This is a genomic window from Campylobacter concisus, from assembly GCF_902460875.1.
Classification (GTDB): Bacteria; Campylobacterota; Campylobacteria; order Campylobacterales; family Campylobacteraceae; genus Campylobacter_A; species Campylobacter_A concisus_AA.
Map to the genome: position 1 here is coordinate 17,063 of NZ_CABPVR010000009.1, position 24,458 is coordinate 41,520.

23 protein-coding genes are annotated in these 24,458 nt (G+C 37.6%); 7 read left to right on the plus strand and 16 right to left on the minus strand.

From position 1 onward, the window contains the following. Positions 1-444: 444 nt before the first annotated feature. The 5 genes from F3H01_RS06515 to mqnE are packed head-to-tail and all read right to left on the minus strand — an operon-like array spanning position 445 to position 5,196. On the minus strand, positions 445-1,146 hold the full coding sequence (locus F3H01_RS06515; protein WP_149725232.1) for a pilus assembly FimT family protein: 702 nt from the start codon (positions 1,144-1,146) through the stop codon (positions 445-447). After that, on the minus strand, positions 1,147-2,364 hold the full coding sequence (locus F3H01_RS06520; protein ID WP_149725233.1) for a glycosyltransferase family protein: 1,218 nt from the start codon (positions 2,362-2,364) through the stop codon (positions 1,147-1,149). It abuts the gene before it with no gap. 9 nt (positions 2,365-2,373) lie between these two features. Continuing rightward, positions 2,374-2,814 carry a phosphoribosyltransferase gene (locus tag F3H01_RS06525; protein ID WP_149725234.1) on the minus strand — a complete coding sequence of 147 codons (441 nt, stop codon included), beginning with the start codon at positions 2,812-2,814 and terminating at the stop codon, positions 2,374-2,376. A 12-nt stretch (positions 2,815-2,826) separates the two neighbouring features. Beyond that, entirely contained in the window at positions 2,827-4,119 is a 1,293-nt protein-coding gene (locus F3H01_RS06530; RefSeq protein WP_072594681.1) for an NCS2 family permease, read from the minus strand. 12 nt (positions 4,120-4,131) lie between these two features. Continuing rightward, positions 4,132-5,196: an aminofutalosine synthase MqnE gene (mqnE, locus tag F3H01_RS06535; protein ID WP_149725235.1), complete on the minus strand. Its 1,065-nt coding sequence runs from the start codon at positions 5,194-5,196 to the stop codon at positions 4,132-4,134. Between the two features lie 110 nt (positions 5,197-5,306). Here mqnE and F3H01_RS06540 point away from each other — a divergent pair, with 110 nt between their 5' ends. Beyond that, a complete protein-coding gene (locus tag F3H01_RS06540; protein ID WP_149725236.1) occupies positions 5,307-7,802 on the plus strand; it encodes an HD domain-containing protein in 2,496 nt (831 codons plus the stop codon). A gap of 3 nt (positions 7,803-7,805) precedes the next feature. After that, positions 7,806-9,617 carry a glutamine--fructose-6-phosphate transaminase (isomerizing) gene (gene glmS, locus F3H01_RS06545; RefSeq protein ID WP_149725237.1) on the plus strand — a complete coding sequence of 604 codons (1,812 nt, stop codon included), beginning with the start codon at positions 7,806-7,808 and terminating at the stop codon, positions 9,615-9,617. A 388-nt stretch (positions 9,618-10,005) separates the two neighbouring features. On the opposite strand, the gene F3H01_RS06550 is transcribed toward glmS, so the two are convergent. Together F3H01_RS06550 and F3H01_RS06555 are read right to left on the minus strand one after the other, a co-directional pair. Further along, entirely contained in the window at positions 10,006-10,500 is a 495-nt protein-coding gene (locus F3H01_RS06550) for a type 1 glutamine amidotransferase family protein (protein WP_149725238.1), read from the minus strand. Between the two features lie 11 nt (positions 10,501-10,511). Beyond that, positions 10,512-11,711, minus strand: coding sequence for a tetrahydrodipicolinate N-succinyltransferase N-terminal domain-containing protein (locus tag F3H01_RS06555; protein WP_149725239.1), 1,200 nt, complete (start codon positions 11,709-11,711; stop codon positions 10,512-10,514). Positions 11,712-11,874: 163 nt separating this feature from the next. Here F3H01_RS06555 and F3H01_RS06560 point away from each other — a divergent pair, with 163 nt between their 5' ends. Continuing rightward, positions 11,875-12,477 (plus strand): YagU family protein, encoded by a 603-nt coding sequence (locus tag F3H01_RS06560; protein ID WP_149725240.1) that lies wholly within the window; start codon positions 11,875-11,877, stop codon positions 12,475-12,477. Positions 12,478-12,563: 86 nt separating this feature from the next. On the opposite strand, the gene F3H01_RS06565 is transcribed toward F3H01_RS06560, so the two are convergent. The 6 genes from F3H01_RS06565 to thiC form a co-directional block, all read right to left on the minus strand. Further along, the gene (locus F3H01_RS06565) at positions 12,564-13,016 is read right to left on the minus strand and encodes a hypothetical protein (RefSeq protein WP_149725241.1); all 453 of its coding nucleotides are present in this window, start codon (positions 13,014-13,016) and stop codon (positions 12,564-12,566) included. 171 nt (positions 13,017-13,187) lie between these two features. Then, positions 13,188-13,877: a cytochrome-c oxidase gene (locus F3H01_RS06570; protein WP_149725242.1), complete on the minus strand. Its 690-nt coding sequence runs from the start codon at positions 13,875-13,877 to the stop codon at positions 13,188-13,190. A 104-nt stretch (positions 13,878-13,981) separates the two neighbouring features. Continuing rightward, entirely contained in the window at positions 13,982-15,319 is a 1,338-nt protein-coding gene (locus tag F3H01_RS06575) for a PFL family protein (RefSeq protein WP_149725243.1), read from the minus strand. A gap of 9 nt (positions 15,320-15,328) precedes the next feature. Beyond that, the gene (locus F3H01_RS06580; RefSeq protein WP_087583839.1) at positions 15,329-15,595 is read right to left on the minus strand and encodes an ACT domain-containing protein; all 267 of its coding nucleotides are present in this window, start codon (positions 15,593-15,595) and stop codon (positions 15,329-15,331) included. Between the two features lie 147 nt (positions 15,596-15,742). Continuing rightward, the gene (locus F3H01_RS06585; protein ID WP_148822077.1) at positions 15,743-16,843 is read right to left on the minus strand and encodes an Mrp/NBP35 family ATP-binding protein; all 1,101 of its coding nucleotides are present in this window, start codon (positions 16,841-16,843) and stop codon (positions 15,743-15,745) included. After that, positions 16,837-18,135, minus strand: a complete 1,299-nt coding sequence (gene thiC / locus F3H01_RS06590; protein WP_149725244.1) for a phosphomethylpyrimidine synthase ThiC — start codon at positions 18,133-18,135, stop codon at positions 16,837-16,839. The genes F3H01_RS06585 and thiC overlap by 7 nt, the downstream gene beginning before the upstream one ends. Before the next feature lie 147 nt (positions 18,136-18,282). On the opposite strand from thiC, the gene F3H01_RS06595 reads away from it, so the two are divergent. The 4 genes from F3H01_RS06595 to F3H01_RS06610 are packed head-to-tail and all read left to right on the plus strand — an operon-like array spanning position 18,283 to position 21,923. Then, entirely contained in the window at positions 18,283-19,401 is a 1,119-nt protein-coding gene (locus tag F3H01_RS06595; protein ID WP_149725245.1) for a bifunctional 2-C-methyl-D-erythritol 4-phosphate cytidylyltransferase/2-C-methyl-D-erythritol 2,4-cyclodiphosphate synthase, read from the plus strand. After that, on the plus strand, positions 19,398-20,288 hold the full coding sequence (locus tag F3H01_RS06600; protein WP_072594670.1) for a response regulator: 891 nt from the start codon (positions 19,398-19,400) through the stop codon (positions 20,286-20,288). Before F3H01_RS06595 ends, F3H01_RS06600 begins: the two co-directional genes overlap by 4 nt. Beyond that, complete coding sequence (locus F3H01_RS06605) at positions 20,266-21,447, plus strand: sulfate adenylyltransferase (RefSeq protein ID WP_103559742.1); 1,182 nt, start codon at positions 20,266-20,268, stop codon at positions 21,445-21,447. The genes F3H01_RS06600 and F3H01_RS06605 overlap by 23 nt, the downstream gene beginning before the upstream one ends. 8 nt (positions 21,448-21,455) lie before the next feature. Then, positions 21,456-21,923, plus strand: a complete 468-nt coding sequence (locus tag F3H01_RS06610; RefSeq protein ID WP_149725246.1) for a phosphatidylglycerophosphatase A family protein — start codon at positions 21,456-21,458, stop codon at positions 21,921-21,923. 53 nt (positions 21,924-21,976) lie between these two features. Here F3H01_RS06610 and F3H01_RS06615 read toward each other — a convergent pair whose 3' ends face one another. Genes F3H01_RS06615 through F3H01_RS06625 form a run of 3 tightly spaced genes read right to left on the minus strand, consistent with a single transcriptional unit; the run spans position 21,977 to position 24,310 of the window. Further along, on the minus strand, positions 21,977-22,438 hold the full coding sequence (locus tag F3H01_RS06615; protein WP_149725247.1) for a response regulator: 462 nt from the start codon (positions 22,436-22,438) through the stop codon (positions 21,977-21,979). A gap of 49 nt (positions 22,439-22,487) precedes the next feature. Continuing rightward, positions 22,488-23,441: a ferrochelatase gene (gene hemH / locus F3H01_RS06620; RefSeq protein WP_149725248.1), complete on the minus strand. Its 954-nt coding sequence runs from the start codon at positions 23,439-23,441 to the stop codon at positions 22,488-22,490. Continuing rightward, a complete protein-coding gene (locus F3H01_RS06625; protein WP_149725249.1) occupies positions 23,441-24,310 on the minus strand; it encodes a Gfo/Idh/MocA family protein in 870 nt (289 codons plus the stop codon). The genes hemH and F3H01_RS06625 overlap by 1 nt, the downstream gene beginning before the upstream one ends. Between the last annotated feature and the right edge of the window lie 148 nt (positions 24,311-24,458).

Here is a 24,458-nt window from a genome sequence, read left to right on the forward strand (position 1 = left end):
AGCTCTTACTTGTCCGTTCGACTTGCATGTATTAGGCACGCCGCCAGCGTTCACTCTGAGCCAGGATCAAACTCTCCATATTAATTACCTAGCAAAATTTATTTGATAGGATTTTATTATGAAGTTTTTAATCAAAAAACTTTTAGTTTTATTTATTAGTTTGTCTAATCTATTATAAATTATAAAATAATAGACTGGCTCAATCGATCACTTGTTTAGATTTCAAAGATTGACTAATAGTTTAACAATTGTAAGTTAAAAGAACAACGATAAAAAGAAAAGGCTTTATTAACCAGTGAAGTTAAAGGTGGTTTCTCGTTTCGTGAGCTGGAATTATATACGAGTAATACTTAAAGATAGTTGAAATAATTAGGGAATTTGAGAAAAATTTGTTTGTTACTTTAAAATTTTAAAGTATGTATTTTTATTAGTGGGTTTAAGGGTTTAGTTTATATATGCGTATCCACTTCTTTTTTCTATATTTATAGAGGCTACATTATTATTTTTATCTGTTAAAACTATCTTGCAATCGCCTTTTAAGAGTCTTGAATAAGGCCTTTTTGCTCCTTTATTGCCAGTAACACTTACCACTCTCATGGGCCTACCTAATTCGTCAAAATCAATGGTTTGTATTTTGCCTTTTCCGCAACTACCGACAAATTTAACTGATTTTATGCCATATTTTTTCTCGATATTTAAATCTGTATTAATTTTATTGCAATAAGATTGTGGAATGCCTCTCCAGCCCGCACTTAAGAATTTATTTGATTTTTGTGTATCAATGGCAACCTCTTCTTTGGAATTTAAGTTGCCACTAAATTTATTACCACTACCTCTTTTATCATAAAAAATACTATATTTCCAAGATTTAACCCCATGCTCATCTACTGAGCACTCTTGCAAACTAGTATCATTAATAGCTATCCCCCATCTCATTTTAAACCAAAATTTTTCATTTTCTGAATGTACAAATTTATCATCTTGCATGGCAAGGTGCTGGGCATACCTTATATGCGTTAGCATCTGTGTAGCTGCCTCTCTAGCTCCATTTATTTCTAGCCTTGGTATGATCATTGCTGCAAGTATGCCAACGGCAATGATTACAAATATAAGCTCTATTACAGTAAAACCCTTATTTTTATGCATCTACCTGCCTCTTACGTCAAAATTTGCAATTACTTTTCCCATTTTTTCTATGCAAAATTTTGATTTTCCATCTAGATCGGCGCTTACTAATAAATTTTTAGACTCATCTCTTACATCTATACCATAAAATTTAAGTCTTAATGCAAGCTTTTTATTATCAGTGTATAAATCCTTAATTTCCGCTTCTTTTAATTTAGCAGCAAGCTCTTTTACAACATCAAATTTATAGACAAAATGCTTTGTTGGGTTATCCAAAAATAGGTAAAAAATTTGATTAAATACAATCATAGACCAGTTTAAGGCTAAAAAAAGCATCACTAAGGTCGTACAAATTTTATAGCCTTTTCTAAATTTTGGCAATCTTACACGATACGAATTAAAAAATACTCTTACCATAAGTGGCGTTGCGATCACGCAAAATGGCAAGAACTGCTCAAGCTCCAGTCTTTGGCGCACTGAGACTATCATACAAAAGCAAAATGAGCAAATGGCGATAAACCACAAAAGATCTTTTTTCTCTTTAACCCAAATTCTATAAATCGTATAGACAAAAAAGATGAAAATAAACGGCGAAGAAACAGCGGCAAAGATACCAAAAGTATCGATAAAGTGTCCACTTGGCCTACCATTTGTATCAAAACCAAAAAAGTAAAGCGTGAGTAAAAATAAAATAGCACTTAACCAAGCAAGTGGCGGCTTCCTTTTGTAAAGTGCAAATATAAAAAATCCTACGTAAAATATCAAAAAATCGCCATCTATAAAAAAAGAAAGACAAAAAAATGTTACAAATAAAATTTTATTTTTAATATGGAAAAAGTATATACATAGAAGCGCCAGCATAACGCAAAGCCCAGCATTATTGACAATAAGAGCTGAAGCTATCGTGCCAGGAAGCAAGATAAAAAGCAATACTGCAATAAGTCTGTCAAACTCTAATTTAATGTAAAATTTGCTTACCTTATACATTAAAACGACGCTTATGACATGAAACGCGATCATCACAGATCTTAGAGCAATATCTGTTTGACCAAAAATTTGAACGCTTAATTTTAAAACATGGCTAAGAAAATTTTGTTTGTTAAAAAAAATTTCAGCTTCACTGTAACTTATGCTAAGAGAATTTGCCGTATAAAGCAAAAATATACAATCAATCAAACATATCAAAAATACGCTAAAAGCGACATGATGTCCAACAAATTCTCTAAATTTATCTAGCAAAAATTTTCCTTAAATATGTATATCCCAAAAAAACTCGATCCAATCGTGAGCCTCTTTTACCTTAAAGTCTGGCAAAAGCAGAGCTTTCTCTTTATAAAAGACGGTCGCTATTTTTATATCTAAATTTGGATAACGCTTAAGCAGCTCTCTTTTTATCTCGACCATGCTCTCTCCACTATCGATGATGTCATCGACGAGCAAAATTTTAGTGTATTTGCTAAGATCTGGCACGTTAAAGATATTAATCGTATCAAGTTTATTTGTATCTTCATAATGGATAGAATTTAGGGTAAATAAATTTCTATTATTAAGCGCAACAGCTAGCGAGTGGCCAAGCGTTAGACCGCCTCTTGCCACAGCTAGTATCACCTCTGGATCAAACTCATCTTTTATCTGTTTTGCCATCTTTTTAGTATCAACAGCAAATTCATCGTAGCTATAAAATATCATTTTTCATCCTTATCAATGCACTAAAAATACGATAAAACTAATGAGTGCTAGCACGACTACACCTAAATTTATATCGCTAAATTCTCTCTTTATGAGCTTAACTATTACGTATGACATAAAGCCAAATGCAAGGCCGTTTGTGATCGAGTAAGTAAGTGGTATGAGCACAACTATGAAAAATGTCGCAACCGCAATGGCTGGGTCTTTAAAATTTATACTAGCAAGCTCAGCAAACATAAGCACGCCAACCATCACAAGAATAGGATATATGGCATTGCCAGGGATCGCTTTAAAAAGTGGCAACATAAATAATGTAAGTATAAATAAAAGTCCGCAAAATACAGCTGTTAGACCGGTCCTGCCGCCCTCTTCTACACCGCTAGCACTCTCTACAAACGATGTGGTCGTACTTACGCCTACAAGCGAGCCAGCTGCGGTAGCAATAGCGTCAGCTTCAAGAGTTTTTTCAAGTTTTACGACGCCATCTTTTTTGTTTTCATCAAAAATTCCAGCCCTCGTGCCAACGCCAGCTAGCGTACCTATCGAGTCAAAAAGATCAGTCACGAAAAATGTGATAACAACTGGCAGCAAGGCTAGACTAAGCGCGCCTTTTATATCAAGCTCTAAAAAAATCGGAGAGATAGAGGCTGGAGTTGAGAAAATTTCTGTTGGATGAGGAGCGATACCAAGCACCCAAGCTATCACTGAAGTAGCAAGCACAGCTAGAATAAACGCGCCCTTTATCTTCCACGCCCAAAAGCAAATAACTAAAAATAATCCCAAAACGCCAAGAAGTACGTTTGGATCTTTGAAATTTCCTATACCAACCAAAACTGCGTCGCTATTTACGATAAAGCCCATTTGCTGAAACGCCACAAAGCTGATAAATGTGCCTATGCCCGCACTTATCGCTCTTCGTAGGTCAAGTGGGATGGATCTAATTATCCACATTCTAAAATTTGTAAAAGATAAGACAACAAATATCACGCCGCTTAGAAAAACAACGCCAAGAGCCGTTTGCCAAGGTACTTTCATGCCGATGCAAAGACCAAATGTAAAATAAGCATTAAGTCCCATACCAACACTCATCGCAACTGGTGTGTTCGCCCAAAGACCATTTAATATCGTAGAAAAGATGGTAATTAGCGCAGTTGCCGTGATTAGTGCCTCATAAGGCATACCAGTTTTGCTCATAATGATCGCATTTACCGGCACGATATACATCATCGCCAAAAACGTCGTAAGTCCCGCTCCAAATTCCTGCTTCACACTCGTTTTGTTTTGTGCTAAGTCAAAAAATTTCACCCCAAGCTCCTTTTAGTAAATTTTAAGTTCGTTATATAAGCTATCACGCTCAACTGGCGTAAAACCAGATGTTTTAATAAGATCGCAAAATGTCTTTAGTGTAACGCCGTTCGCACTATTTGCGCCAGCTGCACTTTGGATGCTCTCTTTTTCTATCGTGCCATCAAGATCATCGGCACCAAATTCCTGAGCGATCATCGCTAAATTTAGCGTCGAAGTGGCCCAGTACGCCTTTATATGCGGGACATTATCAAGCACTAGACGTGAGATCGCCAGAGTCTTTAAAATTTCAGCTGATCCTAGAAATTTCACATCTTTTAAGTAGTTATTTTCTCTTTGATAAACTAGTGGGATAAACGCGTTAAATCCGCCAGTTTCATCTTGCAAGTCCCTAATCCTTAGCATATGATCGATCCTATTTTCACGGCTTTCTATGTGTCCAAAAAGCATTGTTGCATTGCTTTGTCTGCCTTCGTCATGCCACATTTTATGGATCTTTAGCCAATTCTCGCTACTTACCTTGCCTTTGCAAATTTTAGCCCTAATCTCTTCATCAAAAATTTCAGCCCCACCACCTGGCATGCTATCGACGCCGTATTCAAGCATCTTCTCTATCACTTCTTCATAGCTTAAGCCGTAATGTCTTGATAAAAAGTCGATCTCAGCTGCCGTCATCGCTTTTACGTGAAGTTCTGGATGAGCTGTCTTTATCTTTTTAAAAATTTCTAAATACCACTGCCAGCCACTTTTTGCGTTATGAGCTGATACGATGTGTATCTCTTTTACGCCGTGGCTTACGCTCTCATCAACGATCTTTAAAATTTCTTCGTGGCTCATTAAGTATGGATTTGGATTTTTTCTGTGAGCCGAAAATGCGCAAAATTTACAAATATCAGCACAAATATTTGTTGGATTGATATGGCGATTTACATTAAAAAAGACCTTTTTGCCGTGCAGTTTTCTGCGCTTTTTGTCGGCAAATTTAGCCAAGGTAAAAAGATCAAGCTCATAAAGCGAAAAAGCCTCTTGCTTGCTTAATCTCTCGCCACTTTCTAGTTTTTGTAATAGATTCATTATTTATATCGTCCTAAAGCTGAACTTAAGGCTTCATTATAGGCAAATAAAGCTTTGTTTTTGCAAAAATTATGTAACATTTGCCAAGATATTTTTAACAATGGAAACACTAAATGCTAGCTGATAAAAGTACCAAAAATAGCGATAATTATTCAAAGATCAAAGAGAAATTTCTTGATTTTAAGGCAAATTTACCAAAACATTTTCAAAAAAATCAGGGTAGAAATTTTGCAAATTTTTTAGCCAAAGAATATGATGATTTTATAAAATCTTATTTAAATGAAACTATGCGAGAATTTTTTGATGATTTTGTACCGCAAAATGACAGCTTTGCCTTTAGTGTTTTAGCTACTGGAAAATACGCCCAAACTCTACTTAGCGCAAATAGTGAGCTTGAAATCTTACTAGTTTATAAAAATTTAAAAGGCTACAACATAAAGAATTTCTTAAAAGAATTTAGCGAAATTTTAAGTAGCTCTGGAATAAATTTTTATATAAAAAGCGCTGAAATAGATGAAATTTTTACAAATTACAAAGACGATCTCAAATTTAAAAGCGAAACATCGCAAGTCCGATATATCTGTGGTTCAAAAAGTCTCTACCGCTTAGTAAAAAGCGAGATCATAAAATTAAAAGAATTTGATAAAAAAGCCTTTTTAAACTACCATTTAAAGGTATTTTTGCCATTTTCTAGCATCAGCTACTTAGCCCAAGAGCCAAATCTAAAAAGTGGCTTTGGCGGGATAGATGAAATTTATCACCTAAACTGTATACTAAACTGCCTTGATAGCGACATTTCAGTTAGATCACAAGCCCTAAAAGTGATGAATGAAAAAGAGATCGCTAGCTTTAACCTAAATGTAGACTTTTTACTAAGCCTACTAACCACCTTAAATTTGACGCAAAATTCTGATACTTTTAGCGCTTCAAGCGTTGAGATCACGACAGATTTCATGCAAACAAAGTCCAAAAAGCTTCAAGATAACGAAAGCGTTATTAGCCAAAAAATGCTAAGCTCGATGAATAATGTCGCTATTTATTCGAGGTTTATCGTCGCTTCTCTTTGCAGGCCATTTTTTAAAAGTGAGCTAAATTTTGATCAGAGAAAATTTGCAAGGCTAAAAAATGGCTTTTACGAGATAAATGGCGTTATTTACGTGCCGCTTCATAAAAAGCCAGCTCTCATTGAAAATCTAATAACCGAGCTTTTAGAACTAAAAGATGTTGATTATAAATTTGATATAAGTGCGATCTTTTACATCAAGCGAGCCATCATCACAAAAAGTGGCTTAGAGCGTGCTATAAGTGAGTTTAAGAAGATATTTTTAAGAAAAAATTCCTACGCTATTTTAAAGTCATTGCTTGATGCGCAAATGATACAAATTTTAATAAAACCAATGGAACACATCAGCCAGCTAGCTCAGTACGACGGCTATCACGAATTTACGGTCGATGAGCATAGCATTTTAAGTGTAAAATTTCTTGAAAATATAAAAGATAAATTCATAAAAAATCTCTATACCGAGCTTTGCTTGGAGGGTAAAACAATGCTAAAGATCGTGACTTTAATGCACGACGTTGGCAAGGGGCTTGGCAAAGATCACGCAAATATCGGCGCAAATATCTTTAGAGCCTACGCAAACAAGCTAAATTTAAGTCAAAAAGCCGTAAATATCGGCGTCATCTTGATAAAATACCACACGCTAATGAGCAACGTCTCAAACAGAGAGGACATTTATTCCCAACGTGTTATATTTGCTTTTATCTCAAAGCTTGGCGACAAGCAAGTTTTAAAACTGCTTTACATCCTTAGCTACTGCGTGATAAATGCGACAAACGAGAAGCTCTATAACGCCTACACAGCAAAGCTTTTAAGGGAACTTTATGAAATTTCTCTTAGTGCATTTAGCGATGAAAATTTACTTGACGAAGCGACAAGGCGCGTAAAAAAAGAGCAGTCTATAAAACGAAATAGCGAGTTTTTGGCGCTTGAACCAAGCTTGCAAGAGAAAATTTTTAAAATCACATCAAATCTTGTCTTTATAAAATATAGTGCGAGTGAGATCATAAATTTAAGCAAGGTTGCAGATAGCTTAGATGCGACAGAAATTTTTATAAATAACTCTAAAAATTTAAGCATTCAGATCTATACAAAAAAGAGCCTAAATTTAAGCGCCCTGCTCTATGAATTTGCCAAATTTGACCTAGCATATATGGAAATTTTTGAGCTATTTGAGAAAAAATTTTATATCAGGCTTGATTTTAACCAAAATGTTAAAAAAGAGGAGCTTGAAATTACTAAAAATTTAGCTCTAAAATCCCTAAATAGCGAGGTTTTAAAAGAGCCTTTGAAACCAAACATTAACAAAGATGAGATAAACTTCGAGCTAAATCACTCAAAAGATTACGCCAAACTTAGCATCAACGCAAAAGATCAGCGCGGGCTAATGGCTTATGTGATGAGTGTTTTTGATAGGCTTCATTTTCAAGTCACGAGTGCTAGAATCCAAACGGTCAAAAATAGAACAAGAAATCTCTTTTTGATTGAGAAAAACGAGCGACTTGAGAGTAAAGGCGAAGAGATATTAAATTTATTAATAAGCGAGTAAAAAATGTGTGGAATCGTAGGATACATCGGAGATAAAGAGAAAAAAGAGGTCATTTTAAGCGGTCTAAAAGAGCTTGAGTACCGCGGATATGACAGCGCTGGCATGGCTGTGATGAGTGATGGCAAAATCGACTTTTTTAAAGCGGTCGGCAAGCTTGAAAATTTAGCCCTAAAAACAAAGGACTTTACATCAACTGGCTTTGGCGTGGCGATAGGTCACACACGCTGGGCAACTCACGGAAAACCAACTGAGATAAACGCTCACCCGCACCTTGGCGAGCACTCATTTGTCGTTCACAATGGCATCATCGAAAACTATAAAGAGCTTAAAGATGAGCTTGAAGCAAAGGGCGTGAAATTTGTCAGCCAAACCGATACTGAGGTGATCGTGCACCTTTTTGAAGAAATTTTAAAAGATAAAAAAGATCCATTTAAAGCTTACGAGGCAACTATCGCGAAGCTTAGAGGCGCATACGCAACGCTACTTATCACTAAAACTGCGCCTGATAAGATATTTTTCGCAAAAGACGCCGCTCCTATGGCGATAGGAAAGAGCAATGAAAAAGAGCTATATTTTGCTTCATCTGACGCTCCACTTATTGGCAATGCAACAGAAGTGGCATATTTAGATGACAACAATTACGGCTATGTGAGCTTAGACGAGATTGCCGTTTTTAAACACGGCAAAAAGGCAAGCATAACCTTTAACGCTCTGCCAAAAGACAAAAGCTATGCCCAAAAAGAGGGATATACATTTTTCATGGAAAAAGAAATTTACGAGCAAGGTGCAGTCGTATCTGAAACCATCATGGGCAGAGTTAAAAACCACAAAGTCACCCTTGAAAATTTAGACGATGAATACCTAAAAGGTATTGATGATATCGTGCTTTGTGCGTGCGGTACGAGCTACCATGCAGCACTAACCGCAAGCTATCTTTTTGAAAGGCTTGCTAAAGTTAGAACAAAGGTCGAAGTAGCTAGCGAATTTAGATACAGAAAGCCTTATCTAAACAAAAACTCACTCTTTATCGTCATCTCACAAAGTGGCGAGACAGCCGACACTCTTGAGGCACTTAGGATCGCAAAAGAGGCTGGGCTAAAGACGCTTGCGATTTGTAACGTCGATAACTCATCTATCGTTAGACTAGCTGATAATACGCTTCTAACTCGCGCTGGCATCGAAAAAGGTGTGGCAAGCACAAAGGCCTTTGCAACGCAGATCATCGTGCTTTGGATGCTAGTACTTCAAATGGCAGCAGCAAAAGAGTCTATCAGCAAAAAAGAGCTTGATCACGAGATCAAAACGCTTCTTCACATCCCACAAATTTTAAATATCAATAACTCTCTTCAAGAGAAGCTTCACCGCCTAAGCAAGCACTATTTGCATGGTCATGGCTTCTTTTTTATCGGTAGAGATATTTTCTATCCACTAGCACTTGAAGGTGCGTTAAAACTTAAAGAAATTTCATATCTTCATGCCGAGGGCTATCCATCAGGCGAAATGAAACACGGCCCTATCGCACTTGCGGACGAGAAGCTATTTACGATCGCTTTAATGCCTAGTAATTTATTATATGAGAAGACAAAAAGCAACGTCGAAGAGCTTGCCGCAAGAGATGCTTACATACTGGCGATAAGCCCACTTGAGTTTGAGCTAAGCGATGACTACGTAAAAACAAGCGCGCAAGATCACTATATGAGCGAATTTTTTGAGATGATGCTTGTACTTCAGCTACTTGCACTTGAAATTTCTGTTAGACTTGGCAACAACGTCGATATGCCAAGAAATCTTGCAAAAAGCGTGACTGTCGAATAATTTAGCTAGCCAGCAAACACTGGCTAGTTAAATTTTATTTGATATTTTGCATTAGATTTTATAAAATTCTGTTCTTGCAAGAGCGCAGCCCGTCTAAAATTTATCTAGCTTTAGTTTAAAATTTTATACTTTACTATGACAATAAAAAATGGTGGCATAGATATCATTTTTGATGTGACTAAAAAACTTAATGAGTTAAGTAAAAAGGATAAGAATATCGCACTGGAGTATGTTGAAATAATGTGCGATATTGAAAATTAAAAAGCAGATATTGTCGATCTTGCTATCATCTTCGCTTTAAGATCAAAAGAGATTTTTAATAAAAGCATTACATACACTAAAGCTTTTTTGTAGCCCATTAAACTAAAAATTTTAAGGCTCAAGACTATTAAATTTTATCTTTACCTAGTATCGTTACCAGCTGTTCTTTGATTCTATCATCAAATTCACTAACACTTATGACACCCCTACTTTCACACATTTTGGCATCATTAACATCGCAGTAGTCACTAAGTGCATTTTTGTATCCGCCCCTTATGCAAGCCTCTCTGTCTTCTAAAAATCCAGCCCCACCAAGGATAAGCACGCCAAGGTCAAAACCTATCTTAAATTTAGCGCTAGCTGAGCTTTTAACCCAGCTTAAAAATATCTCATCGTATCTTAATCCAAGTGCTCCAACGCCATCTGGCACGACTAAGATATCCACACCATAAAGACTTTCAGCATAAATTTCTGGATGAAGCCTGACGCCAAATTCATCGACAATCTCTGGCTTTAGTGCGTAGGTTTTGATGTTAAAACCTTCAAATTTATGCAAAAAGTCATAAATTTTGGCAAAGCTTAGTAGATTTATCTTGTCAAACATCAAAATGCCAACTTTCATGCTAGCTCCTTTTAATGAAGTGCCTCATTTAGCTTGATCGCCCTTTTGCTCGCACTTGCAGTGATCTGACCTGTTTGGCTATTCTGTCTAAAATGAAGCCCATTTAACCCGCCAAGCTCAAGTGCTTTGTAAATTTCAGCTTCAAATTTAAACTCTGGATTTAGTTTGGCTAGCTTTTCGCGCTCGCTGGCCGAGATATAGACTTTTGTGCCCTCAAGCACCGCTATGCCAGCATCCACGATGCAGTTATCTCCAAGAGGTACGCCCGTAACTGAGTTTGCGCCAAGCAAGCAGTGTTTGCCGATGCTTACAGGATTGCCGTTTGTGCCACTTAGCACGCCAAGTATGCTTGCCCCTCCGCCTACGTCACTGCCCTCGCCCACTACGACAGAGCTACTGACTCTGCCTTCAACCATAACGCCACCGGTTGTACCTGCGTTAAAGTTGATATAGGCAGCACCTGGCATAACGACTGTGCCAGGATGCACAGCAGCGCCCATGCGAACCTTGGCTGAGTCTAAAATTCTCGTATTATCCGCTGGAATGATATGGCTTAAAAATCTTGGGAATTTATCCACGCTCACGATCGCTGGATATTCGCCAAACATCTTTAGAGAAATTTCATTTTCTCTTAGCCATTCAAGCTCGATTGGCGTATTTTGGCTAGTCCATGCAACATTTGGTAATACACCAAAAGCTCCATCAAGCACGATCGTCCTAGGTGCGACCTTGCCAAGCGAGATCAAGTAAAGCTTGAGATATACGGCCTCTACGCTAAGTGGTTTTGCATCATCAAATAAAAATACAAGTTTAAATTTATTCTCATTTAGTTCAAGATCATCATCAAATGCCATTTTTACGGCATGTAAATTTTGTACATTTTTATGAGAGCTTATCTCTTTTTCAAAGACGCTAAAGAGCTTGTTGGCTTTTTTCACTACTTTTGGCGTAAGATCAGCCACAAATTCAGAACCATTAAAATCAACCTTAACATCACATTTTTGCAAAGCATAGATATAAGCAGCAGCGCTTAAAAAGCTCTCTTTGTAATTTACAACAGCAAAAGTCGATTGCAAAATTTTATCTGTATTTTTTTGTCCACGATCGATCCTAGCGATACCAAAAGCAAGTGGATCTTTATAGCCATCTTTTTTTCTAAATTCTTCAAAAAATTCCTTAAATTCATTTGCATCTTTAAACTCTTTAGACATCTATTCTCCTTTAAATTTTTTCTTAGTCTAACCAAAAATGGCTAAAAATTTTATGATTTTAAGTACACTAAGATTTTTAAATATTTTTATATTTTTAATAATGATTAATCTTATCATAAAGTAAATTGCAATAAGATTTTGCAAATTTAAAGAAGGGGTTTAAATGTCAAATTTAGTAACAAAACCTAGATTTGCTCTGGCTGCGTTAATCGGCCTTGTCGCTGGTGTTGTCTCAGCCTTTGTCAAATGGGGAGCAGAATTCCCACTTCCTCCAAGAAGTCCGATAGATATGTTTAACGCTGCTTGCGGACCAGAGAGTGCCATTAGAGCAGCCGATGCGATCGATTGCTCTAGAAATTTCTTAAATCCGCCTTATGTATTTTTAAGGGATTATTTGGGCGTAGCCGATCCAAATGCCGCCATTTACGAGTTTGCAGGGCATGCGTTTAACTACGTAATGATGACGCATATATTATTTTCGATCGTTTTTGCGGTTGCTTATTGCGTTTTGGCTGAGAAATTTCCAAAGATTACAATATGGCAAGGCTTACTAGTTGGCATTATCGTAAATATCGCTGTTCACGTGATCACATTACCTATTTTGGGGCTTACTCCACCACTTTGGACACTTCCTTGGTATGAGCATGTATCTGAATTTGTCGGCCACATGATATGGTTTTGGTCGATAGAGATCATCCGTCACGACCTAAGAGCTAGGATCACAAAAGAAAAAGATCCAAGTGATTATTGCTGCTGCAACGCATAAATACAAATTTTTGCTGTTTTGGGCCAAAAAACCTAAAACAGCAACCAAATTTATCTCACCATTTAAAAGCAAAAATTTATCCGCGATTAGCACTCCTGGCTAAGCTCTAAATTTTCTAAACGAAGTGACTTTTCACCTTCAAAAATCACCCCTATACCAAAAGGTTCGCAAATATCAAGCGCACCCTCAGCAAATCTCATAAGCCACTGCTTACCGCGTGAATAAAAGGTACATTGTGGCGAGCTAAATGGCAGGTCGCAAACTGGCACGTCAAGCAATTTAAGCTCGTCCTTGCTCAAAAAGTATTTTTGCTTAAGCTCATCTCGTAAAAACGTAAGCGCATCTTTTATGTACCGGTCGATATCCTGAGCGATACGCTGTGCAAGCAAAATTGTTTTATCGTCCACGTCTGCCCCATCTGTGCTAACAAGGCAAAATGGCACTTGCCCAAAAATTTCACTTTCAAGCTTCATCTCCGCATACCAAATAAAGCCATCATCTGTTGCAACTTTTTCAAGTTCGCCAAATTTTAAAGTCATTTTTTATTCTCATTTTTGTGGTTTTGCTACTCTTGCGAAAAAGAGCGAAATTTAAGCAGATTTGTAGTGAGCTAAAATTTATCATCTAAAATAGAGATAGCTTGTAAATTTGCCCTTTTAGCATAAAGCAAAAGCTAAATTTACAAGCAAATTTTCAGTTTTTCTCGCTATTTAGAAGCAAAATTTCTCATCAGTGCCATTGTGCTTGCGCATAGCTTTAAAGTTAGCAAGATTGTCTTTATCTAAAAAGTAATCTTTCTCTTTTTTATTGCGCGCTTCTAGCTTTTCTATGTCTTTTGCAAGGGCTGCTTTTCTATCTTCGTGAGGTGAGCTAAATTCTGGCGAAAACATCGCTTCATAGGCATTTTTCTTAGTCCATTCAAGCGCTTTATCAGCGATCTCTTGTTGCTTTTTGATATCGCAAAACGCATAAGGATTGACCACGTCGCCAACAAGCTTCATAAACGCCCCTATCGTAGCCACCACGTCAGTAAATTTCTCGCCTTCCATGTCTATAACGCCTCTTAGCAAGATCGCGCGATTTTTTGCCGCATAAAACCAAAATACCGCATTATCGCGAAGTCCAAGATCGTATGCGCGAGCTGAAAGAACAAAAAGAGTTATCGGAGAGACCATTTGTGGGGCGTCTTGCACGATCTTTTCAGCCTTTTTAAAGTCCTCTTCTTTGCCACTTTTTAAAAGCTCATCTATCTTGTCATAGACCTTGACGTACTCCACCTTGCCAGCATTTGCTGAGTAGTAAGGCGTGACGTAGATGTCGATACTTCTAACTTTGCCGTCATTTGCAAAGCCACATACCGCTCCAAAAAGTAGCGCCGTAAGCAGTGATAAAATTTTCATTTTAGCTCCTTGGCTTAAAATTTTTATTATTCTAACTAAAAGCAGTTGAAAAGATTAGGATAAATTTAAGAAAAAGTCCGCAAATTTAAAGCGGACTTTGAAGATTAGTTTTTAAAACTATGGATAGGTGCTGGAATTTGTCCGCCACGAGCGATGAAGTCGGCACTTGAGGCCTTATTTATCTTCATAACAGGTGCTCTTCCTAAAAGGCCGCCAAACTCGATCATATCGCCCTCATGGCCTAGAGGTATGATACGAACGGCCGTTGTTTTTTGATTTATAACGCCGATAGCCGCCTCATCAGCGATCATCGCAGCTATGCTCTCGCTTGGCGTATCTGCAGGTATGGCGATCATATCAAGACCAACCGAGCATATCGCGGTCATCGCTTCAAGCTTTTCTAAATTTAATGATCCCGCACGCACCGCAGCTATCATGCCCTCATCTTCTGAGACCGGGATAAATGCACCGCTTAAGCCGCCCACTTGGTTACATGCCATGACGCCACCTTTTTTGACCGCGTCATTTAAGAGAGCAAGTGCAGCAGTCGTGCCGTGCGTACCTACAGCCTCAAGTCCCATTTCCTCAAGCACACGAGCTACCGAGTCGCCCACAGCAGGCGTCGGAGCAAGGGATAAATCGACGATACCAAATTTCACCCCAAGGCGCTCACTCGCCATTTGACCAACTAGCTGGCCAATACGCGTGATCTTAAACGCCGTTTTTTTAACGGTCTCAGCCACCACGTCAAAGCTCTCGCCACGCACCTTTTCAAGGGCTCTTTTTACTACTCCTGGACCAGAAACGCCCACATTTATCACCACATCAGCCTCACCCACGCCATGAAATGCACCGGCCATGAAAGGATTGTCTTCGACTGCGTTTGCAAAGACGACAAGCTTAGCACAACCCATCCGAGATGCTGCCGCCGTCTCTTTTATAATGCGTCCCATATCACGTACCGCGCTCATATTTATGCCAGTTTTCGTTGAGCCGACATTGACACTTGCACATACTTTTGAAGTCTGGGAAAGTGCTTGCGGGATAGAATTTATCAAAATTTCATCGCCCTTTTGATATCCCTTTTGAACTAAAGCTGAAAAACCACCTATAAAATCAATACCAACCTCAATAGCCGCCCTATCAAGCGTCTTTGCGATCATTACGTAGTCTTTTGCGTCCGTTGCGGCGCCGATTATCGAGATAGGCGTCACGCTTACTCTTTTATTGACGATTGGTATGCCTAGCTCAGCAGAAATTTCGTTGCCTACTTTGACTAGGTCTTTGGCTTTAGTGGTGATTTTTGCGTAAATTTTGTCGCAAGCTTTGTTGATGTCAGGATCGATGCAGTCAAGCAAACTAATGCCCATCGTGATAGTTCTGATGTCAAAATTTTGCTCTTCGATCATCGAGATCGTTTCGGTTACGTTTTTGATGTCCATTGTTTTTCCTTAGATTGTATGCATCGCATCAAAGATAGCGGAACTTTGGATATTTATCTTTACTTTTAGGCTCTCTCCAAGTTTATTAAGCTCTTCTCTTAGGACCGTAAAATCCTTATTTTCATTACTTGAAACCACCGCCATCATCGTAAAAAACTCATCTAAAATAGTCTGTGAGATATCATCTATATTTAGTCCAAGCTCGCTAAGCTTTGCTGAGACGCCAGCAACGATACCAACTCTATCTTTTCCGACTACGGTTACGATCGCTTTCATGTTTTCTCCTGTTAAATTTAAATTTTTGATTTGAAGTGCATTTTGGCTCCAAAATTTAAGCCAAGCATCAAGCAAAGCTAAATTTTGGCAGCCAACTTCAAACTGGCAAATTTTAAAATTTGCTCTAAATTTTATCTTTTGTAAATTTTACTTCGAGCAAGCACTCTTGCCGTCATTTACTGGCTGGATCGCTGAGTTATCAGCTCCGCCATCACTATTTATATTTTCTATTACTTCCCAAAGTCTAGCAGCCGCACTCTCGTAGCGTTTTGCAGTGACTGAGTTTGGCTCGTAAAAGCTAACTGGCTTACCATTATCGCCGCCCACGCGAACAGCTGGTTCGATAGGGATTTCAGCCAAAATTTGCGTGTTGTAAGCTTTTGCTACCTCTTCAGTTGTGCCTTTGCCAAAGATGTCATACTCTTTGCCGTTATCTGGGCAGATAAAACCGCTCATATTTTCAATCACACCTGCGATTGGGATGTGGAGCTTCTCAAACATATCAAGCGCACGTTTGCTATCGTCAAGCGCTACCACTTGTGGCGTTGTGACGCAGACGCCTGCCGTTACTGGCACGCTTTGAGCTAGAGTTAGCTGCGCATCGCCCGTTCCTGGGGGCATGTCAAGAAACAAGACATCAAGCTCACTCCAAAGCACGTCTTTTAGCAGCTGCTCGATCGCTTTCATTATCATTGAACCACGCCAGATAAGGCTCATGCCCTCTTCCATCAAGACGCCCATACTCATCATCTCAACTCCATGGCTAAGTATCGGCTTTAGCTTATTTCCGACAACTTGTGGCTGGGTATTTACTTCGCCAAGCATTCTTGGGATGTTTGGTCCGTAGATGTCAGCGTCCAAAATTCCCACTTTTTTGCCTAGTTTTGCCATTGAGATGGCTAAATTTAGCGTTGTGGTTGATTTACCAACGCCGCCTTTTCCAGAGCTTACCATTACGAAATTTTTAACTTGTGGCGCGATATTTTTACCACTTTGAGTGTTACTTTTCTCCTCAGGTATCTTTGGCTGGATCAAATTTAGCACATACTCATTTGAGCCCATGACACGTTTGATGTCCGTTTTTAGCTCGTTTGCAACTTCTGGGCTTGAGCTAACTATCTCGACTTCTATTGTAATTTTATCGCCGATTTCTATATTTTTTACAAAGCCAAAGCTAACTATATCTTTTTCAAAACCAGGATATATAACACCTTTTAGCCTATTTAAGACCTCTTCTTTATTTAACATTTTTCTCCTTTTTCTAGATCTTTTGAAATTTTATATGCACAAAATTTTGGTCCGCACATCGAACAAAAATGAGCGCTCTTAAACACGTCTTCTGGCAAGCTTTCATCGTGAAGTTCTCTGGCCTTTTTTGGATCAAAGCTAAGCTCAAACTGCTTGTTCCAGTCAAACGCATATCTCGCATCACTCATCTCGTGATCCTTTTCTATCGCTCCCGCCTTGCCAAGTGCGACGTCTGCGGCATGAGCTGCTATCTTGTGAGCTACGATGCCCTCTCTTACGTCATTTTCATTTGGCAAGCCAAGGTGCTCTTTTTGCGTCACGTAGCAAAGCATGCTAGCGCCGTGATATGCCGCCATCGTGCCGCCGATCGCTGACGTGATATGATCATATCCTGCACCGATGTCTGAGACAAGCGGTCCAAGCACGTAAAATGGGGCGTCATGGCAGAGCTCTTGTTCGATTTTCATATTATACTCAATTTGATTTAATGGCACATGACCAGGGCCCTCGATCATTACTTGCACATCTTTTTGCCACGCACGAAGCGTAAGCTCTCCAAGCACCTTTAGCTCGCTAAGCTGTGCCTCATCTGTCGCATCAAAAAGGCATCCTGGGCGAAGACCGTCACCAAGCGAGAGCGAGACGTCATATCTTGCGCAAATTTCTAAAATTTCATCAAAAATTTCATAAAATGGATTTTGCCTATTTAACTTTGACATGTAGCTTGCAGTCAAACTGCCCCCGCGGCTAACTATGCCCATTTTTCGCTTTTTGACAAGCGGCAGAAACTCACGCAAAAATCCAGCGTGTATCGTAAAGTAACTAACTCCTTGCTTTGCTTGCTTTTCAAGTATCTCTAAAATGAGCTCATTTGTGATATTTGTAACCTCTTTTGCCTCTTTTAAAATTTCATACATAGGCACTGTGCCAACTGGCACGCTTGAATGCTCGATGATCGCACTTCTAATAGCGTCTAAATCGCCGTCTGTACTTAGATCCATAACCGTGTCAGCGCCAAATTCTAGGCAAATTTCAAGCTTTCTAAGCTCAGCGCAAATGTCACTACTTAGGCTTGAGTTGCCAATATTTGCATTGATCTTTGTCTTTAGCTTTCTGCCTATGCCCATTGGCTTTAAATTTTTATGATTTATATTTGCTGGGATGATGATGCTACCTTTTGCCACCTCATCCATCACTAAATTTTTACTAAGCCCTTCGATCCTTGCCACATAGCTCATCTCTTGCGTTATCTCGCCGCGCCTAGCATAATACATCTGCGTCTTATCTCTCATATAAGGCCTTTTTTGATTTTTAAAAACCTCATTTTAGTCCTTTTTTGATTTAAACTAACTAAATAAGCTTTTAAAAATTTACTTTTTAAAAAGAAATTTTGAAGTTTTGAGATGTATAATTCTGTAACAATTTTCAAAGGAGTTATCTTGCTTGATATATCACTTATAATGCTTGGAGCAGGAAATTCTAGCCGTTTTGAGCTACCGGTAAAGAAGCAATGGCTTCGAATAGGAAGCGATCCACTTTGGCTATTTGCTACTAAAAATTTGAGTAACTTTTACACATTTAAAGAGATAATTGTCGTTAGCAAAGAGTGCAAATATATGTCAAAATTTGCTCCAAATTATAAATTTGTTGATGGCGGTGAAACCAGACAAGATAGCCTAAAAAACGCACTTGAGCTAGTAAATAGCGAATTTGTCCTAGTTAGCGACATCGCTCGCCCTTGTATCTCAAGCGAGCTCTTTCATAAGATCATCGAGGCAGCAAGTCAGGCTGATTGTGTAGTTCCTGCGCTAAAGATCGCAGACACCGCTTATCTTGGCGAAAACGCTATCGATAGAGAAAAGGTAAAACTTATCCAAACACCACAACTCTCTCGCACAGCACTTCTTAAAAAAGCTCTTAGCGGCGGTGAAATTTACACAGATGATAGCTCGGCTATGAGAGCCATTGGCGCAAGCGTATGGCAAATTTTAGGTGATGAGATGGCAAGAAAGATCACTTACAAAGAGGATCTTGCCAAAATTTCTACTTTAAAAGAGCCAGAAAATGAAGTCTTTGTGGGAAATGGCTTTGATGTGCATGAGTTTGAAAAGGGTCGTCCTTTGATTCTTTGCGGCGAGAAGATCGACTATGAGTTTGGGCTAAAAGCTCACAGCGACGGCGACGTAGCACTTCATGCGCTAACTGACGCTATCTTGGGAGCTGCTGGGCTTGGCGATATAGGTGAGCTTTTCCCTGATACGGATGCTAAATTTAAAGATATTAGCTCCATTTACTTGCTTGAGGAAGCTTACAAAAGAGTGCAAAGCGTGGGTTTTGTGCTAACAAACGCTGATATCACGATAATGGCGCAAAAACCAAAAATTTCAAAACTAAAGTCAAAAATGGAGGCAAATATCGCAAAAGCTCTAAATTTAAGCCAGAGCCGCATAAATGTAAAGGCAACGACTACTGAAGGGCTTGGCTTTGTCGGCAGATGCGAAGGGATCGCTGTAATGGCAAGTGCTAGCCTTAAATTTTATAACTGGAAGCAAATATGAAAATTTTAATAGTAGAAAATGAAATTTACCTAGCTGGCTCGATGGCTAGTAAGCTAGCTGATTTTGGCTACGACTGCGAGATCGCTAAAAGCGTAAAAGAAGCATTGAAGTTTGAAAATTTTGATGTAGTGTTACTTTCTACCACACTTCCAGGACAGGACTTCTACCCAGTCATAGAAAAATTTAAAAGCTCTATCATCATCTTACTAATCGCTTATATCAATAGTGACACTGTGCTAAAACCGATCCAAGCAGGTGCGGTTGATTACATCCAAAAGCCATTTATGATAGAAGAGCTAGTTAGAAAGATAAAGCATTTTGAGGAATTTAGAAATTTCAAAAACGAGATCAAAAATTACGAAAGCTATGTAAATTACGCTTTAAAAGAGTATGAAATTTCTAGCTTTGAAGCAAAAAAGATAAAATTTCCACTGCTTTTAAAATCAAGCAAAAGCGGATACAGCGATAAATTTATATTTAGCTACGTAAAAGCTTGCAAATTGCCATTTTTATTTTTAGGCAAAGCCTGTTTCTCTGAGCTTGAAAAGGCACTAGCCAAAAATGGTGATGAGCTAATCTATATGACAAATTTAGAGGAGCTAAAACAAGAAGAAAAAGAGAAAATTTTAGAAATTTGCAAAAAGAAAAAGGTTGCGATCTCAACTAGCGATTTTGCACAAAAAGCACCATTTGATGAGCTTGAACTTTCAGGACGCGATAAAAATTTCAATATCGATGAGATAGTTACGATCGATGAATACATAAAGTACATAATCGTTAATTATCAAGATAAATTCCCTGATACAGAACTTAGCAAGAAGCTTGGAATTTCTAGAAAATCACTTTGGGAAAAGAGAAAGAAATATGACGTCAGCAAGAAAAAATAGCGAAATTTCTATAAATACCGAAGTTTTTGGTGCTTTGGAGCTAATAAAAAATAAAATTCTCTCAGATTACGACTCGCTGATGGATGATGAACAGATAAAAGAGGTGAGTAAGAAAGGCTATTTTAATGGTGAGCCGATGCCGTATTCTTTTGGATTTGCTCCATTTGGCGAGCTAAATCAAAATATTGCCAGCAAGCTTACTCCTGGACAAAAGGTAAATCTAAGTCTTGATGGTAAGATCGTTGGGCACATCAATGTTGCCAAGGTCTTTAAATTTGACGAGAACATGAGAGCTAAAAATATATTTTTAGCAAACGAAGCTAGCAATGATAAAGAGCTAAATTTAGGCAAATACGGCATTAGTGGCGAATTTGAGCTTTATGATGAAAGTATGCAAATAAGTAAAAATGCACTAAACGATCTAATAAAAGAAGATGGCGCTAAAAAGATAACGGCTGTCTTTTTAACGGCTGATCCATTTAATAGAGCTCACGAGCGCCTTGTTAGAATGACTATTGACAAGGCTGATTTAGTAATCATTTTTTTAATACGAACACGCGAAGAAAAGCACGTTGATTACGAGATTAGAAAGCAAGTGCTAGACTATTTTATACAAAATTATTTGCCGATAAAAAAGGTCTTTGTATTTGCTCTAAAAAACACGACTCTTTTTAGCTCACATGCAAACCCAACACTTGAGTGTATCGCTGCTTCAAGATTTGGGGCAAATAAGCTAGTCATCGGACAAAACCACTCAGGAATTGGAATGTTTTTTGATCACAATGAAGCTCATACGATTCTTGATATTTATAAAAACGACCTAAATTTAGAGGTAATCGTGCTGCCAGAACTAGTTTATTGCAACAAATGCAAGACGCTAGTTAGCACCAAAAGTTGCCCACACGGACAACACCATCAGATCAAATATCATCCAGATGTTATCAAGGAGCTGCTATTTAATGGCATTATGCCACCAGCTATTCTTGTGAGGCCAGAAATTTCTGCACTGGTTTTAAGCAAACTCTTTACAAATCGCTTCAAAGACGTGCAAAAGCTTTGCGATGACCTTTTTGTAAATTCAGGACTGCTTGAAAACAAAACTGACCGTGACTTTTACGAAGAGCTTATGAAGCTTTATCAAACATCATCGATGACTTAAGGAAATTTATGCAAAAACTATTTTTAACCTTTTTTGGATTTGGTCTTTTGCCAAAAGCACCTGGCACTTGGGGCTCTATCGCTGGCGCTGTAGTAGCTTATTTTGTGCTTTATTTTTTATCATCAACCACACTTTTTCTAGCTAGCATTTTGCTATTTTTGGTAAGCATTAGCGTTATAGATGATTTTGAAAAAAAGATAAATTCTCACGACGAAAGTTTTATCGTTATAGACGAAGTTGCTGGAGTTTGGCTTGCTATTGCCATTAGCGGAGCTACGATCTCTCAGCTAATACTCTCACTTGTGCTTTTTAGAGTGCTTGATATTAAAAAGCCTTCTATAATAGGTAGGATCGACCGCAATGTAAAAGGTGGCCTTGGCGTAATGGGCGATGATATGGTGGCTGGTTTTTTTGCTGGAATAATTAGCGCAATAATATACGGGGCTGCTATAAAATTTGGCATAACTTTGCCGTAAAAATATAGATTTTTGGCAAAGTTATATTGACTTAAATATCTTTTATATAAATTTTAAGCAAGTCCTAGCTCATTTAAAACAGAACTTAGATTAACCGAGCTACTACTCTTACTATTAAGATTTTTTTGCTTCTCTAGCAGAGCTTGATTAGCAAGTGCTACATTTAGCTCTTTGCGGTAATCACTTAAAATTTTATCCATTATTTTAAGTAGCTCATTTTTTTGATCCTGTGTTTTTGCGGGATCATCTATGCCTAGAAGTTCTGTTAGCTCCTTTTTCTTTTGGGCTATTTTCTCTTCTATCTTGTTAGAATTTAGCTCACTTATAAAACCAACTGCACCGATTTCAGTAAGTCTTTTTTTAAACTGCTCAATCTTGTCTGAAATTTTTGCATCGCTTGCGATCTTATCCATAGCAAGGCTTAAAATTTCATCAAAACTATTTTTTTTATCTTTAGTTTTGCTTGAGCCTGATTGCAATAAATAATCGATTATGTCGTTATTTTGTATCTTCATATATCTCCTTTTACTGTATTGAGATATATTTTATAAGCAAGATTTATTCCTAAAAGTTAATCTCTTTGGCTGTTTTTGCTTTTTGTAAGATAAAACTAGCAAACTCATCACTAAAATTTGGGCACCAAACAACCTTGTAGAAGCTAAAATTTAGCTCTTTTGCAATCTTTGCATACTCAATAACTAGCTCAAAAATGGTCTCAGAGTTATCTATACAAAAAGAGAGTGGATAGATAAGAGCCTTTTTACTCTTGCACTTTGCCAAAATTTCATTTAGTGAAGGCTCTAGCCATTTTACAGGCCCAAGACGCGACTGGTATGCTAAATTTATCTCTTTGAAGTTTAGTCCACTATCTTTTATCATTTTGCTTAAAATTTGCACATGCTCATTTATATGCTTTTCGTAGACATCGCCTTTATCGATAATTTTTTGAGGCAACGAATGAGCCGAAAAGATAAGCTCCACATCGCTTACATCTATATTATTTATGGCTTCATTTATGTGCGAGATTATGATTTTATTATAAATTTCATCATCATAAAATGGCCCGCAAAGCAAAATTTTAGCCTTTATCTCTAGCTCATCTTTTGCTTTTTTAAAATCATCTAAACTTGAAGTTATCGTAGTTTGTGAATGATGAGGATAAAGTGGCAAAAGCACTATCTCATCAAAATTTTCGTATTTTTTAAGCACATCTTTTACAAACGGTGAAGTATAGTTCATCGCAAAATCAACTGCATCAAACTCATTTTGTAAGCTTGAAATTTTATCGCAAAGCTTAGCTGTAAGCTCGCAAATAGGCGATTTGCCACCTATTTGTTCGTAGTTATGCTTAGCCGTTTTTAGCCTACCTTTTGTGATCATAAAAGCTACAAATTTTCTTAAAAATTTATTCTTTATACCCAAAATATAAGGGTCATTAAACATATTTTTTAAAAAAATTTCTACATCAGCAAGGCTATTTGCCCCACCCATATTCAAAAGCAAAAGTACCTTTTTCATCAAAATAGCTCTTTGATTTTTATCGCATCATCAATACTTGAAAGCTCGCTACTTTCGCCGCTTTGGCAAAGATCATAAAAGGCATCGTATTGAGCTTTTATCTCATTATTTATGGGGTCAGTTTTTAAATTCATCTGCCCATTTTCATTGACTCTATGAAGCTTATAATCAATAAGATCGCCAAAATAAACACCTTCTTTGGCGTTTACTTCTATCTTAAAACGCTCTAAAGAGCCACAAAAAGAATCAGTAATACTCACCAAAATTTGATTTTTCATTTTAATGTTTATTCCAACATTGTCGCATATTTTGGTGTTTGTTTTATTTGCCTGAGTATAAAAAAAGCTGCAAATTTCACTATCTACTAAATTTTTCGCAAGGTCTATATCGCAAAGTGAAAGCTCATTTATAATATTTCCCTCACAAAGTGGTTTAAAATGCGCAATTGAAATGCTATAAATTTCTTCTTCTTTTAAAAGTGCCTTTTTTAATGAAACGATAGTTGGATTAAAACGCTCATCAACGCCGGTGCAAACTCTTACTTTATTTACCACTGAGGCATATTTTATCTCTTTTAGTTCACTTACACTTTTAAATATTGGCCTTGAAATCAAGATATTTTGGCAATATTTTGCACACTGACAAAAAGCCTCTACGATCTCATGTTGAGGCAGACAAAGTACGACAGCTTGTGGCTGGGCTACTTCTATAAATTTTTTAAACTCATCAAAAAACGGGGCTCTGCAAGCATCATCTCTATTTTCTTTATCAAAAATTCCACAAACTTCAAATTTGTCAGAACGCCTCAGCTCCATATAGTGCCGCTTGCCAACCAGATTGTATCCAACAATGCCAATTTTGAGTTTCACTAAAGACCTTTTAGTTATAAATTTTTAGGCTATTTTAATTGCAAATCGCTTTTAAACAAATAAATTTATAAAATATATTAAGCAAAAATTAATTTTGTATTTTTTTATAAATTTACAAACAATTTTTAGCTAAAATCGAGCAAAATTT

Coding starts and splice junctions, on each gene's coding strand:
- F3H01_RS06515 (WP_149725232.1), bottom strand. CDS start 1,146: ATGCATAAAAATAAGGGTTTTACTGTAATAGAGCTTATATTTGTAATC.
- F3H01_RS06525 (WP_149725234.1), bottom strand. CDS start 2,814: ATGATATTTTATAGCTACGATGAATTTGCTGTTGATACTAAAAAGATG.
- F3H01_RS06540 (WP_149725236.1), top strand. CDS start 5,307: ATGCTAGCTGATAAAAGTACCAAAAATAGCGATAATTATTCAAAGATC.
- glmS (WP_149725237.1), top strand. CDS start 7,806: ATGTGTGGAATCGTAGGATACATCGGAGATAAAGAGAAAAAAGAGGTC.
- F3H01_RS06550 (WP_149725238.1), bottom strand. CDS start 10,500: ATGAAAGTTGGCATTTTGATGTTTGACAAGATAAATCTACTAAGCTTT.
- F3H01_RS06555 (WP_149725239.1), bottom strand. CDS start 11,711: ATGTCTAAAGAGTTTAAAGATGCAAATGAATTTAAGGAATTTTTTGAA.
- F3H01_RS06560 (WP_149725240.1), top strand. CDS start 11,875: ATGTCAAATTTAGTAACAAAACCTAGATTTGCTCTGGCTGCGTTAATC.
- F3H01_RS06565 (WP_149725241.1), bottom strand. CDS start 13,016: ATGACTTTAAAATTTGGCGAACTTGAAAAAGTTGCAACAGATGATGGC.
- F3H01_RS06570 (WP_149725242.1), bottom strand. CDS start 13,877: ATGAAAATTTTATCACTGCTTACGGCGCTACTTTTTGGAGCGGTATGT.
- F3H01_RS06575 (WP_149725243.1), bottom strand. CDS start 15,319: ATGGACATCAAAAACGTAACCGAAACGATCTCGATGATCGAAGAGCAA.
- F3H01_RS06580 (WP_087583839.1), bottom strand. CDS start 15,595: ATGAAAGCGATCGTAACCGTAGTCGGAAAAGATAGAGTTGGTATCGTT.
- F3H01_RS06585 (WP_148822077.1), bottom strand. CDS start 16,843: ATGTTAAATAAAGAAGAGGTCTTAAATAGGCTAAAAGGTGTTATATAT.
- thiC (WP_149725244.1), bottom strand. CDS start 18,135: ATGAGAGATAAGACGCAGATGTATTATGCTAGGCGCGGCGAGATAACG.
- F3H01_RS06600 (WP_072594670.1), top strand. CDS start 19,398: ATGAAAATTTTAATAGTAGAAAATGAAATTTACCTAGCTGGCTCGATG.
- F3H01_RS06605 (WP_103559742.1), top strand. CDS start 20,266: ATGACGTCAGCAAGAAAAAATAGCGAAATTTCTATAAATACCGAAGTT.
- F3H01_RS06610 (WP_149725246.1), top strand. CDS start 21,456: ATGCAAAAACTATTTTTAACCTTTTTTGGATTTGGTCTTTTGCCAAAA.
- F3H01_RS06615 (WP_149725247.1), bottom strand. CDS start 22,438: ATGAAGATACAAAATAACGACATAATCGATTATTTATTGCAATCAGGC.
- hemH (WP_149725248.1), bottom strand. CDS start 23,441: ATGAAAAAGGTACTTTTGCTTTTGAATATGGGTGGGGCAAATAGCCTT.